This window comes from Levilactobacillus koreensis JCM 16448, from assembly GCF_001435525.1.
GTDB lineage: Bacteria > Bacillota > Bacilli > Lactobacillales > Lactobacillaceae > Levilactobacillus > Levilactobacillus koreensis.
Map to the genome: position 1 here is coordinate 1 of NZ_AZDP01000118.1, position 13801 is coordinate 13801.

Annotated in this window: 14 protein-coding genes; 4 read left to right on the plus strand and 10 right to left on the minus strand. The window is 43.5% G+C overall.

The features are described 5' to 3' along the window. The 3 genes from FC99_RS11030 to FC99_RS11040 form a co-directional block, all read right to left on the minus strand. Positions 1 to 837, minus strand: an 837-nt coding sequence (locus FC99_RS11030; RefSeq protein ID WP_162258585.1) for an RES family NAD+ phosphorylase, incomplete at its 3' end; no start/stop codon positions are given. Positions 838 to 893: 56 nt separating this feature from the next. Then, positions 894 to 1808, minus strand: a complete 915-nt coding sequence (locus FC99_RS11035) for a sce7725 family protein (protein WP_048735651.1) — start codon at positions 1806 to 1808, stop codon at positions 894 to 896. A 2-nt stretch (positions 1809 to 1810) separates the two neighbouring features. Continuing rightward, positions 1811 to 2686 carry a sce7726 family protein gene (locus FC99_RS11040; RefSeq protein ID WP_156166943.1) on the minus strand — a complete coding sequence of 292 codons (876 nt, stop codon included), beginning with the start codon at positions 2684 to 2686 and terminating at the stop codon, positions 1811 to 1813. A gap of 226 nt (positions 2687 to 2912) precedes the next feature. Here FC99_RS11040 and FC99_RS14375 point away from each other — a divergent pair, with 226 nt between their 5' ends. Next, positions 2913 to 4322 (plus strand): tyrosine-protein phosphatase, encoded by a 1410-nt coding sequence (locus FC99_RS14375; RefSeq protein WP_048735649.1) that lies wholly within the window; start codon positions 2913 to 2915, stop codon positions 4320 to 4322. Between the two features lie 102 nt (positions 4323 to 4424). Here FC99_RS14375 and FC99_RS13885 read toward each other — a convergent pair whose 3' ends face one another. Genes FC99_RS13885 through FC99_RS11055 form a run of 3 tightly spaced genes read right to left on the minus strand, consistent with a single transcriptional unit; the run spans position 4425 to position 6569 of the window. After that, complete coding sequence (locus tag FC99_RS13885; RefSeq protein ID WP_156166942.1) at positions 4425 to 4586, minus strand: hypothetical protein; 162 nt, start codon at positions 4584 to 4586, stop codon at positions 4425 to 4427. Beyond that, the gene (locus FC99_RS11050; RefSeq protein WP_048735648.1) at positions 4570 to 5634 is read right to left on the minus strand and encodes a DarT ssDNA thymidine ADP-ribosyltransferase family protein; all 1065 of its coding nucleotides are present in this window, start codon (positions 5632 to 5634) and stop codon (positions 4570 to 4572) included. The genes FC99_RS13885 and FC99_RS11050 overlap by 17 nt, the downstream gene beginning before the upstream one ends. 2 nt (positions 5635 to 5636) lie before the next feature. Then, a complete protein-coding gene (locus FC99_RS11055) occupies positions 5637 to 6569 on the minus strand; it encodes a macro domain-containing protein (protein WP_053083556.1) in 933 nt (310 codons plus the stop codon). A gap of 467 nt (positions 6570 to 7036) precedes the next feature. On the opposite strand from FC99_RS11055, the gene FC99_RS11060 reads away from it, so the two are divergent. From FC99_RS11060 to FC99_RS11070, 3 genes are read left to right on the plus strand one after another with little or no spacing between them, the layout of a single operon-like run. Then, the gene (locus tag FC99_RS11060) at positions 7037 to 7507 is read left to right on the plus strand and encodes a KTSC domain-containing protein (RefSeq protein WP_048735647.1); all 471 of its coding nucleotides are present in this window, start codon (positions 7037 to 7039) and stop codon (positions 7505 to 7507) included. 35 nt (positions 7508 to 7542) lie between these two features. Further along, positions 7543 to 8013: a hypothetical protein gene (locus FC99_RS11065; RefSeq protein WP_048735646.1), complete on the plus strand. Its 471-nt coding sequence runs from the start codon at positions 7543 to 7545 to the stop codon at positions 8011 to 8013. Positions 8014 to 8042: 29 nt separating this feature from the next. After that, positions 8043 to 8567, plus strand: a complete 525-nt coding sequence (locus FC99_RS11070) for a KTSC domain-containing protein (protein ID WP_048735645.1) — start codon at positions 8043 to 8045, stop codon at positions 8565 to 8567. Between the two features lie 379 nt (positions 8568 to 8946). On the opposite strand, the gene FC99_RS11075 is transcribed toward FC99_RS11070, so the two are convergent. The 4 genes from FC99_RS11075 to FC99_RS11090 form a co-directional block, all read right to left on the minus strand. Then, positions 8947 to 10023 carry an LCP family protein gene (locus tag FC99_RS11075; protein ID WP_235805913.1) on the minus strand — a complete coding sequence of 359 codons (1077 nt, stop codon included), beginning with the start codon at positions 10021 to 10023 and terminating at the stop codon, positions 8947 to 8949. Positions 10024 to 10353: 330 nt separating this feature from the next. Continuing rightward, entirely contained in the window at positions 10354 to 11526 is a 1173-nt protein-coding gene (locus FC99_RS11080; protein WP_162258586.1) for an acyltransferase, read from the minus strand. Between the two features lie 107 nt (positions 11527 to 11633). Then, entirely contained in the window at positions 11634 to 12491 is an 858-nt protein-coding gene (locus FC99_RS11085) for an IS982 family transposase (protein ID WP_082153270.1), read from the minus strand. Between the two features lie 507 nt (positions 12492 to 12998). Then, positions 12999 to 13801: IS30 family transposase (locus tag FC99_RS11090; protein WP_235805914.1), on the minus strand; the 803-nt coding region annotated here is incomplete at its 5' end.

Genomic DNA, 13801 nt, shown 5'->3' on the forward strand with positions numbered 1-13801 from the left:
CTTGAGACTGTAGGAACAGTCAAAACATTCTAGTCCTTTTATGAATAAATTGGGATCTAGATTCATTAAATAAAGATCCTTATCCGAAAATTGGAAGATACTCAATTGAGAAATTTGTGATAAGTCAACTACTCTCACTAGACGTTGACGCGTAACCTCAAAGGTGGCAATCGTACAGACATCATTTACAGCTGCTTTAATTTCCGCCAAGGCGACATGCTGATCACTACTCAAATAGAGATAGCCGATTCCAGACGCATTTAACCGTCCACTACTGGCAAGACCAACTGGTGCTGAACCCATGTGTTCTGGCAGAATTGCCTTACCATCCGGACTAATCCGTGCTCGAACATATCTTTTACCTGGTATCAAGTCGCGTTCACAGAGATGAAAGAACTCTAGCAATTTATCCTCATTCACCATTTTTGAGTGAAATCTATTGTTGAACTTAATGTCTTGTTCAAAATCCCGCCATTGCTTACCGTAAAAGATGCCATCAGAACCATCTTTTATCTGGCTTAGTCGAAAAGATGGCACAACCATCCCGTCAAATACTTCTGGAACAGTTACATATTTCTCCGTCAACATTGCTTTCAACAGTCGACTGATCTGCTCTGATTTCAGATTAAAAACTGTCGTCATTTGTAACAAACTATCTGACAAACGCTGTCCATAATGGTGTGAGTCTGAAGGAACATCGACTACAAATTGATCAACCAAATCGCCAAAGTCGTCAATAAAACCTTCAGCATAACTCGTCTTCCTCTTAGCCCGTTCTATATCTAACACCCATACATTCTGAGAACCACAAAAATCACAGTTACCTTTTTCCTTCAATACCCGAATTCTGGTCTGAACGTCGGTATCGTTGAAACAATTCACACAACACTTCATTAGGCACGTTCCTCCAGATATCTCCCCATTATCTCTAAGTGATGGGCAATTGACAACTTTTTAACGACACCCAATCCCGAATAGACTTCCTCGCGAGCCATTCGTTCAAAATCACGCAATGCCGCAGAATCATTTTTAGCATGGTCAAATTCTGATGACTTAACCCATGTCATCAGCTTATCCAATGCTTCTAAATATTTTCCGCCAGGATCACGAACATCCCCATTAGAATTCGAGGTAAAATGACGAATTCTTAAAGTATCATCCGCTGCAAAATAAACAATGTGGATTGAAACCGCTCGGGGAGCAAATCCAGACCGAGCAAAATCACTGCCAACAATGGAATAATCACCAAAACCAACAAATCCATCCTCAAGATAATGTAAATGATCATCAGAAAAAAATTCATCGGCCGTGTCTAGATAGTCTGCATTACGTGTCAATTTAGTAAAGTCATCATTCAACTCAATTGCTTTTACGTTATTCAGGTTCTTAAATAAACGCTGTGCTCGACGATTCCTTTGGTTAATAGCAACCCAGTCTTGATTAGCCTCAAGCACTGATGTATCAGTAAAATCAGATTCTTCTTCCACAATTCCTATTCGGTCTTGACCTACCATCTTCTGAAAATCCGCAAGATTCTCATCCGTTAGCAGATACGCCGGAATAAAGTTAGTTGCAGCTTTAATTGCCTGAATATCGCTCAACCCTGAATATTCTACTAGCTGTGAATTTTGAATAACTGCGACGGTTCGCTTTTTCTCTTTCAACGCCAATAATAGCTTCTTAAAACTGGTTGACGCCCGCACTGGCTCAATAACCGGCACAATCTGAGTGCTAAGCTTCCCCGCATCTAGTAGCTCGTGCAGTGCTAAAATTTCATACAGTTTTCCTCTCAAGACTGGATAATACATGTTTAAGCCTCCCCGACTTGCTGAACCAAAAAGTCTTCTAATTCCGCAAAGTCTGCCTGTCTGTAGCCCGAAAAATAAACTAATTCCATAAGCTCCACCGGTACCCGCGCAAACGGCTCCGCGTATTTTTTATTTTCCGCCGCTCGTTGCTTGAGTTCTCTCAAGACTGCGCCCTGGGCCTCTAAAATATCTAACCCTTTAAATTGCGCCAAACATGCACGATAATATCTTCCCTGACTAGTTTGCGGTAACTGACCACAGCAACGCAACAAAACTCGTTCAAACTCTGGTTTCCGTAAAAGTTTAAATAGTGTCTCATGCTTCAAACCTTCATTGTACATCTCTGAATTACGAACAACGTGCAGCGTATTCCGCTTGGTTAGCAAGATTATACCGACCTGTGGAAAATCTAATATTTTCTGTACCTCCGCTAAATGTGACTCGTCCGTCACCACATTGCAAAAGGAGAACGCCTGATAGTAGGTGCTAACCTGCTGCCGGAGACGCTTCAAATTGTCTAATTCCGTCTTAATCTCATACACCTGGCCAACACCATTAATAATCAAAAAGTCGAGAATGTTCCCGGCCACGGGGAGTTCACGTAAAGCACTTGTAGTATTCATGCTGTGCCGACCAAGAAGAATTTTATTCAACAACGCATTCTTATAAAAATATTCATTTCGATGTTTCTTACTCATATAGGCATACAAATGTCGGATGGCATCCAAATTAGTCTGGCCAACCATCGCTCCACCAATCTCCTGAATCGCTTGACTAAATGTCCGCGTATCGTGCTCAAAGACTAATTTATTCAAGGAATTCACAGTGAATAGTTTATTAACCAAGCTACTTTCTGCCATTTGACACCCTTCTTTCATAGACAGTTCTTCTACTTTTCAGTCTAACAGTTTTACTCAACTATTCCTATCACAACTGCACTTATCGTCTCAATGATCACGATTATTTCTCCGCCAAACATCCGCTTACCCCCCACCACCATTTACCAGCTTTACAAACTCTGTACACAAAATCTACGATTCTACTACATTGGCTTGTTACGCTAACTTAGGCATCAAAAATGTTTCCAAAATTAGGAGGAGTAACATGCATCGATCAACTATTGTGAAATCACTGAGCCTCGCCGGGGTCGTCCTGTCACTGATGAGTGTGGGCGTTCCGAGTGCAGCCGCAGCAACGACTGACCAGGCACCGCTGGTAACCGAAACCAAGGCTGCCGACAAAAAAGATAAGCAACAACTAGCTGCCCCTGCCGCTCCAAAAGATGATTTGGCCGCAGAAGTCGCCCAATATGGTGACGTTAAAGACACCCTGATCAAAATGACTGGAACCAAGAACACCCGGGACATCGGGGGCTACAAGACTGCCGATGGCAAATGGCAGATTCAAAAGAACCGTCTGCTTCGCTCGGACAACCTAAACAAGATCAACATGAAAGATAAGCAGATTCTTACTGACCATCACGTCACGTCAATCGTTGACTTCCGGACTAACGGCCAAATCAAGAGTCAGCCCGATCAACACGTCGCGGGCACCGACTTCACCGCAATGTCCATTCTGGGTGAATACGCCTTTACAGACGGCGTTGCTTTGAACCAGGACAAATTTAGCGGTGACGGCGGCTTCTACGTGCAACAACTGGAATTCAGCCAATCCGCTATCCTGGGGTACAACCGCTTTCTGAACATGCTACTCCTTAATGACCATGCCACCCTTTACCACTGTTCATCGGGTAAGGACCGGACTGGAATCGCCACCGTTCTGATCATGTCTATCCTGGGGATGGATGACAAGACCATCATGGGCGACTTCATGCAATCTCACCAAACGGGCCGGACGGTTAAGGAAGACTGGCTGAACGAATACTACCGCGAAATCAAGTCACGTTACCAAACGATGAACCGCTACATCACCAACGTGCTGGGCTTCTCCCGTCCACAACAAGAAAAGCTGCGTGAAATGTACTTAGTTTCAACTGACGGCAAGAACACGCCATACAAATCAAGTGACACGGGTATCACGACGCCAACACCTAACCCCAAACCAATACCGGCACCAAAGCCTACTCCAGCGCCACAACCAGCACCCAAGCCAACCCCTGCACCTAGCGAAACGGCCAAGCCACAACCGGCAACGCCAGCTAAGCCCGCTACGGATACGGCTGTTCCGGTTGAGGCCATCAACGCCCCTGCACCACACAAGGCCAAAAAGGTTAAGGGCAAAATCGTCTCAACCAAGAAACTTCACACCAAGTACGTTTACCATCTGAAGACTAATAAGAAGTGGTTCAAGGACGCTCATTTACAAAAGTTACTGGGCCACACCAGTAAGAAACACAAGAAGACGACTTGGAAGCTGACCAAGGTTGAACGGATCAAGATCAAGGGCAAGACTCACACCTACTACCAGATCAAAGACCACGCGGGTCACAAGGCCTGGATTCTCAAGTCTTACGTGGTAAAGATCAAAGCGAACACGACGAACCACCAGTCATAAGCACGTCTCTCCCCCTTAGAGATGACGACAAAAAGAGAGCAGTTCGGCCATCCCAAGAAATGGTCGGACTGCTCTCTTTACTTTTCCACGGCATGAGTGAATTTAAATGTGGGTTTCTCCATGATTCATTTGGTAGATAATCCCTTGAATACTATCCTCATTAATCTGATCCGGCGAATACTTCATCAACAATTGTTTAATCTCTTCATCCCCGCCATCCATGTTGATGTAACGTAAGATATCCCGCTTAAAATGGTAATTCATCCTCAACACTATTGCATTGCCCTTTATAGGCAACATGATCATCCACCATAACCTCTAATGTATACGCCGGCTCAGGTCTTCGAAGTCTAAACGACATCTGCTCCTTGAATAAAGCCTTATGTTCAGCACCCGGCCAGTTAACAACTCGCCCATCTGGCGTTACTGATTTAATCGTAACATTCAAATAGCGATCACTAACGTCTGAATTAACAGCATATTTCGGTTCAGTTGCATTAGTTGCTCCCCAATCAGATGGATATGGATTTTTCACCCGATTTTGAATACTAAATCCCGTTGGCGACATCGAAACATTTCTTACAAAGTTCCGATCCATATAAAAAGTAGATTCATCCCCAAGCTGTATGAAATCATCAAATCGATAGTTTCCACTCTCATGTAACAGCTCTAGCAGGGTAGTCTTCTCCGCAACTGACCGTACTAAAATTTGCCTCAACAAGCTTAAATCAACTTTCTCAGGAACAACAATCTCTGCATGTTTATGCCCTGTTACATCTCTTTTTTGTTCTGGGGATAATCCCCGCATACTTGTATCATGATAAATATACTGAAACGGTAGCTCGCTGAACGCTTCCGGTGAACTCATTAACTTCACATCTTCACTTCTGGCTAGCGTACGATCACTAAATCTAGCATTCGGTAAACTCAATAACTCTGGCAAGCTAAAAAGAAAAAATACTGGTACTGGGCAGTTGGCCACCAATTTTCGCTGCGCACGACTATAAGATGTCTGAAAACCCTCGTTATAAAATTGAGTAGGTGTCCGTGGCCTGAAATAAAATCTAACCATTTGTTCAACTACATCTTTCGTTCCCGATATGACTGAACCACTGGCATTATCATTAATCATAATATGATGACTTGATGCATAGTCTCTGGAAACTAAAAAGCCACTGTTTAGTATACTCACTGCATTCAGTATATCCGTAAAATGAAATGCAAATCTCGGCCAATACCTACGTTTTGTTGGATTCAGACCAACATCAATTGCATTAGATGTCAACTGCGTAATCACGTCTACATATCGCATGTTTACCCCTCTAGTAGCGTCCGGGAATTTACCTCATGACTCACCAGGCCACCTTCACTAGCTAACCGCTTCTTAAAAGTTAAAGCAAATATCTGCGTCTCTCCCAGTGAAACCGGTATTAATTCAATATATGCCAACTTAACCATCAATTTTTTAAAGAACCCATTATCATAATGACTTAAAATTACTCGAGGAAAGTCAACATCCAGCATAATTCCTTGATCGCGTAACCGTGTCCAGAAATCTGAAATGTCTGATTGTGTTAACGCATAGCTACGCTGATCTGGCAAGCTCACCACCATAAAATCACTCAAAGTTTCGTCGATTTCATCATTATCAACAATTTCGACATGATGCTCATCTTCATAAAAATCGACTGCACCCTGTGCCAGCTTAAAATCATGCTTGAACTCACCTAAGCTTAACGAGGTTGGCTCGCTTTCAATCCATTGTCGCATCTCTTTAACATTTTTATACTCCGGTTTTCTTTCCCATCCGGAATAAATATGAATGTATATCTTAATCGGCAATGGCTTCAAATACTTCTCCATCAAAGGTTTAACTTCTTTATCCCAGTCTAAGCCACCATTCCCGGCACCCAGTTGTGGAAAAGAAATCGACTCAATCCCCCGTTCCCGATAGGTCTCTACAAACTTCTTCAAACCAGCTTCAATGTATTCTATTTTAGACTTATTTCGCCAGCTCTTTTTAGTTGGAAAATTCAATATCCATTTGCTGGATGTCTTATAAATGTATAATTTTCCAACAGTTAAACTCCCATTTTCACAGAACTTCTGATAATGCGTGAACATATCAGGATAGAGTTTTTTAAATTGAAGCGCAATTCCCTTGCCCATAACGCCCACAGTATTTACAGTATTCACCAGTACCTGAGCTGGGCTATCAAACAGGTTTGAATTTACATATAATAGCATTTTAAAATTGCCCCCCTGCCTCAAAAAAGCCTCAAATATCGCAGATAATTATACCACATTGTCCCCTCAACTCCCTATTTCTCTGCTCACTCACACCGCTTTCCCACCAGTTAGTAACCCACCCCCGCGCAACTATCGACAATCCGCTCTAATTCTAGCCATCAACTATTTTAAATGTTAACGTATTCCTAAACCCTGCGGCTAGTTACTGGTGCCTTAGACTCAGAGTCCAGCGGGTCGCGGTGTCGCCGGGACCTTCTGACTGAGGCACTGCTGCCACTGACCGCGTCACCGTCCACACCGACTGTGCTTGGCACGTTTATCCGGCGATTCTGGCCGTTCCGTTTTCCGCATGCCATCACGCTAATCCTCCCGTGGACCCGTGCCAGCCACACACGGCCGTCACCCAGCTCTCAGCCTCGCTCATCGCTGCTCGCCAATCTGATCCACGAAAGGAAGTCTCCCCCATGGAGATTACTGATTTACCAGATAACGCCGTCCGCCAACATTTTCAACTGCACTATGACGGCCTCGCCCGGCTGCTGGAGGTCCACTTGATCACCGGTGAGATCTACGTCTACCGGGGCGTCACCCGGACCACTTACCAACACTTCATCGACGCCGCGCATCCAGCGCTCTATTACCACAACGTCATCGCCCATCACGGCTGCATTCAGATTCGCTTCAACAGCCTACACCTCAGCGAGATTGGGCGCGACGCTGCGGAAATGTTGCCGCTGCCGAAGAGCCACCTGATTGCGACGATTGCCTATGACAATGCCCAATCGCTACTCCTGGTCACCTTCATCGAGAAACGACAGCTCCTGTACCCCAACGTCCCCCGTGAAACCGTCGAGATATTGCTGCACGCGCTGGACCCAGATGAATATTATAAAAAGTCGATCACGGTCCAGTACGCTTGCTGTGCCGTCAAATGACCGCCACGTGGTCGCCAATGGAGGGAACGCCACTCATGACCCGCACACTAGAACTCGAGGAACAATCGCTGGCGAATGGCCGCTACTGGGTGCACTACACGTCCGGCGCGCAATTGCTGGAGGTCCAGGTCGACCATCAGCAGATCGTCGTCTTTCGCCGCATCAGCCATAAGGTTTACCGCGACTTCGTGAAGAGCCGCCACCCAGACGACTACTATGAAATGAAGCTGCTGAAGCGCCGCCATCTCAATCTGAATACCGTTGACCTGACGACCAGTGAGATTGGGGCGGCGAGTGCCAAACGAATCGCGCTCCCCTGCGGCGTCTACGTGATTGCGATGACCTACGATGAACAGTTGCACGTGCTCCAGTTGACGATGGCCGACCACGCGCATCAGGTCTATAGCAACGTCTCCTACGATGAGGCGATGGGCATCACCAAGACGCGACGAGTGGACGACTACTACGATGACCATTTCGATAAACGGAAATCGCTGATGTTCTGAGACGAATCGGTCGAAAGGAGGCCGCAAACATGGAACTTGCGGAAAGGTACGACGCGCATCGCCATTACCAGCTGCACTATCTGCCCCGCGCCCAGTTGCTGGAGGTGAAACTCAACCGGCAGCGAATTGTCGTCTACCAGGACGTGACGCCGATGACGTACCACGACTTCGTGACGAGTCCTAGCGTGAATACCTATTACCGGGACATCATCAAGCACCATAGCAGCATGACCCTGGCCTTTGATCAGGAACCAGCGGCTAAACCGTTGGCAACGGGCCGGCCACAACAGTTGTTGGGAAGGCTGGTCTATAGCATGACTTATAATGCGCCTACGAAACTGCTCCAACTGACGCTGGCCCACATTCCCCGCACTAAGAAACCGGATATCAATCCGCGCTCGGTCATCCTGTACATCTACGCCAACACGGATAGTGCCCTGGCGGATGGCCTCCTGCTGGCCCCAGACCCGGACGAGTTCTACAGGCAGCAGATAGCCTCGAAGCCGGCGATGCAGGTTGAGGTGGCGTGGCCGGAGAAGGATTATAAGAAGTGAAGGGTTGGGATGGTGAGACTACTAGGAAAAATGACTGTGAGCTATTTTGGATAGTGACACTTTTGGGTTTGGCAGGTCGTTTCCGAATGAGTGTGATAATTTATTGGTAAATTTTAGGCTGTCGCCATAGCATGGTTCCGATGTTGACTAAAATTCTAAAATATACATTGATTGGGAAGTTTTGAGGACTGCCTGTCAAACGTTAATAGTGTCCAGACTGATAGAGGAGATGCTAGTCGATTGACTGGCACCTCCTCTATTTTATCTACTTTAGGTCATAAAAGGTAATAGAAACTCGTGTTCCGATTGTTTCTATGTACAACTAAAGTGTCCACCTAAACTACCTGAGTGGACACCACTTTTACTAATTAATATGATTCTAATATCCGTACCCGCCACCATTACTATAACCAGAATTATCAGTGGCTGATGAATCCGTATAGGTGCTAGTCGAATCACTGGAACTAGATGATGCTTTCTTAGTTTCAAAAGCAGAAGTTAACGCAATTTTCCCAGTCTTCTTATAAGACAAACTTAGTCCATTTCGAATAAAGTTCGTGACCCGTTGTAATTCAGATTTTTTCATAACTTCTAAACTCTGACCATTGATTGTCTTACCCGTTCCTTGTAAATGGGTCTGCTTAATGTTGCCAGTAGCTGAACGATAATCCTTTGCAATGGCCGTTAAATCATCAAAAGTCAAATCTGTTTGGACCTGCTTAGACAATGAGTTAATAAAGCTTTGGTTGAGCAACGTTGAAATCGAACCACTCTTCTTAACTAAAGCCATTAAAACAGTTCTCTGGCGCGTTTGCCGACCATAATCACCTTGTGGATCATCGTAACGCATTCTGGAATAAGCCAGGGCTTTTTTACCGTTCATATGAGTCTGAACGCCCTTAGTAAAGGTAATTCCTTCATACTTAAAGCTCAGTGTTGGTGTAATATCAACACCACCAACCTTATCGATAACCTTTTCCATACCACCCATATTAATTAATGCGTAAAAATCAACTGGCACATTAAGCATGTCTTGAACTGTTGTTATAGTTGTCTTTGCTTGTCCCCAAGCATAAGCCGCATTAATTTTTGATGGAGCAGCATCTTTAAATCCAGGAATACTAACAGCTGTATCACGTGGAATACTTGTAATGGATGTTTTTTTCATAGATGGATTAATTGTAATTACCATCATACTATCTGTTCGCCCTTTATAATTACGACCCAACGCGCCTGTATCTGTTCCCAGTAAAAGAATAGAAATAGGCTTTTTATTCTTTAACTGACCGTTAACATCCCGCTGCTTAGTTAAACCTGCCGCCTTAAATGAACTATTAACCGAACTTTTGATACTTCGATACCGTGTCATTCCATATGCAGCACCACCAACTAGACATAATAAGGCAATGATTAATATTGTGTTTCGAAAAACATGTCGCTTTTTTCTATGTTGCATCCCACTAGCCATCCTTCCATATCTTTCAAAATATAAGTTAATTATACGTCAAGCTAACCAACTATTTCGTAAAACTACAAAAAATTTCAAAAATTCATTTTCTTCATCCAAGAGATTATAACAAAACCTATACAATACCTTTTTCGCTGTAAACGAACCCCGATGTTAAAGGACAAACTGTAGTCTAAGACTTAATTAGGATCCTTCAAAACCCAGCAATTGCTCAACTAGATATTAAGAATCCATCTTTGACATCAAAATATTATCAAACTTAATAATACTACCTTGATCAGCAAAATATGGCGAGGAGAAATACTACACCCAACTTAATTAACCATTTGTCCTTAGATCAAAAAAGGATATGATATTGTCAACCAACTTGTTTCTCCTTAGAATAGAAAAAAGCTTTCTTAAAAGTATTATTATCTCATTAGAAGCTTTTATTTCGATTCTATTGAAAAAGGCTTCTCTAATAACGTCAATAATAGTCGCAGTAACAAATACTAAAACGGACAATCCGATAACACCAACCAACATTTGCCAAACCGTAGTCTGCACAAGTCGATCTAGATGAAACCAGTCATGCCAAATAAGTACCCTCAAATATTGATTGTCATGTATCAAATATACTGCAAACATTGATGTAGACATTCTATTTATAAATGCATTCGATTTAATAGGGTGCCCACCAAATATAATAAACAAACCTACTGCCATTCCAAGTACTAAAGGACTCCCGTCCTTCGCAAAATGTTGCGCATGTGTGGCAATAAGCGAGTTACCTGTCTGTTTTGTAACAAACATGAATCCAACTACCAGTAAAGCATATAGAGCCCACGATCCACAAAACAATATTTTCCCAAGTAACTTATATGCTCCATTTAGCACATCTTTTTCTCTCAAAAAAGCGCCCACAAAATAAAGAAACAAGAACTGACTTGCCTCATTGGAAGCAAAATACTCCGCTACTGGTCCCCCAAGCAGAGTAGGAATAATCACATCAATTACAAATAAAAACAGTAAGAGATACTGCTTCATTTTTGAATTGATCGATTTCCACAGGATATTTAGAAATGGAATTGCACAATACAACACTATGTAAGCCGTCATAAACCAATAATCAACAAAAGTAATCGGAAATACTGACTTCACGATAGCAATAATACCTATGTTAAACTTACCTGACAAAATTCCAATTACTAAACCTAGTACAGAATATATCCATATAGGTATCCATAATTTTATGAGCTTGTTACCTTTAAATCTGGAAGTAATCATAAAATACCCTGTAATGATTACAAATATCTCAACACCAGTTTTCCCTACTATCACTAATATATTGGCAATAGTGATATTAACCCAGTGATTTGTGAAGATTGTTCCACTGTATATGTTTCCAACATACTCCCCCAAAACACCATGCACAATTGCATGGTGTAAAACAATAAAAAACATCGCTAAAATTCTCAACAACTCAATATTCGAACTGCGTTTTTTTTTCAAAATACTCTCCTTAGGACTGCGTTTCAATCTCAATATAGTGCCCATATTAGACTCATTCCAACACAATTGGTATAAAACGCGCAGTGCTAGTCTTGTAATATTTATGTTTATCCCCAATCGTCGCTAATTTTGAGGCCACTTCGTCCTTGGATCAGTTGGTCATGAACCTTAAGTACATTCCAGAGAAATAAAGCATCTAATCGGCTCTCTAATCCGCTTAGTGTAAGGGTTCCTGGATGTTCAAAGTGACCAACTTTATCAAGGTTTTCAAAACTGGTTTCGATATGTCGGCGTTGATTTTTAAGCAACGCCAAATTGACTTGCTTATTGCCCAACATGTTCTTTCGTAAAGGAAACCAAAGATGGATATGGTGGTTCTTAAGCTTTTGCTGTTCAGGTCGGCTTAAGTATCCGCCGTCCGCCAGTACTTGCTTAGCTGGGGTTTCAAGTAGTAGTTCTTCGACAGGCTTACGGTCGTCAACGGAAGCCGGCGTTAATTCCCAGTTCACAAAGTATCCCTGATTGGTCATTACGGCATGTAGTTTGAAACCATAATAGTAGATTTGTTTGGTCGCGTTGTAACCCTTGTTAGCGATACCCCTTAGAACTTTAGCCTGGTTGCTTCGTCTTGCTGAGACTAAGGTGATTGGAACACTATCAATGATTTCGTAAGTGACCTGAGAGACGTATGACTTTAGTAGACGATCTCGAATTAGCTTCATTGCGGGGATTAGGTCGCGACAACGACGATTGTAACGTGTTCGTTCGGGAACCTTGATTCCTGAAGCAATTAACATGTGATGGAAGTGAGTTTCAGAAGGATCTCGTTGCTCAATTCTCGTAAGCATGCAGGCAATCATCGTGACGTCACTAGTCTTTAATTGGCGGTAATTTTGTCGAAACCGAAATGTTTTCGGTAGAGTTCGATAGATTGGGTCAATCAGCTTGCTAAATTTCTGTACCATGACTTGACTTGAATTGGATTAAAAATTGCGTTAGCTTTAAGGAGGCCTTGCATTTACGGTTCTTCTTTCTGGTTTAGTCGCCTTAGAAGTTACCGCAAACGCGGGCTTTTTGCATACATTTTGACTCAATTCGAGTTTCATCCAGAAATTATTACAGAACTAGCACTACGCGTTATAAACTAAAAATGTATTGGCCTCCATATGATGAATTTTTTTACCTTTCAAATAGTCCCCTCAAGAACCAACAACGTAATCCATACTCTCAGAAAAAAAGTGCTATCCACTCTAAATAAAAAAAGTCGTCTATCATAACCTATTCTGCGCGATTTCTAATCACTGCCGGTAAAAAAAGGACAAATTTATTCACAAAAAATTACCTGTCTATTATATCAACTGTCGAGTCAAAAATATTTTCGCAAATTGCAAGAACAAGTTAGTCACTAGGACCAAATACTAGTACCAAAGGATTCTCAGAGCTTGGAGTTGGGTGTGATCACTGGGCTGAGCTTAGCCGCAGGCGGCAGCGAAGCACTCGGCAGGTGACCGGTAGCCAAGCTGGCGACGAGGCATATTATTCAGCTTGTCAGCGGTTTTAGCGACATCAGCTGGACTAACAGCATCAAGTGATTCGCCCTTAGGAAAGTCGCGGCGAACCATGCGGTTGTGGACTTCATTAGTACCACGCTCACTGGAGGTATAAGGGTGCGTAAAGTAGACCGGTGCGACCGATGTCATCACTTGAGAAAGGGTCGCAAACTCTGGGCCGTTGTCCGCAGTCATTGACTTGATGATGTCTCCGTATTCAGCGATGATTGCTTTCATGATGTAGGCTACGGAATCAGCGTCACGGCCGTCAATCAGTCGGATAATCTGGAAGCGAGTTTGACGCTCAATCAGGGTCATAATGACGCTCTCCTGGCCATCACGCTTACCGACAATGGTATCAATCTCAAAGTGGCCAAACTCTTCACGTGTCGCCACTTCAGCGGGCCGTTCTTCAATGCTTAACCCCAGCTGACGGCTGTTTTTATGAGGAGCGTGCTTGGGCAGTCGGCGACTCATCTTCTCAGCGAGGTCCAAGTTACAGACCTCTAAGAGCTGGTCGTCGATGTACTTATACAGCGTCTTGGTGCAGACCATCTCGTCAGAACGAAAGAGGCCCAACGCTTTGGCCCGACCCACAGCAGCGTCTGGTGCCCAGCTATCAGTCTTAAAGTGCTCAACAAAGAACACTAGAAAGGCTAGAACTTGATGGAACTTACAAGGACGATGACAGGCCTTACGCTTCTCGTGATACCGCTGTTCAGCCA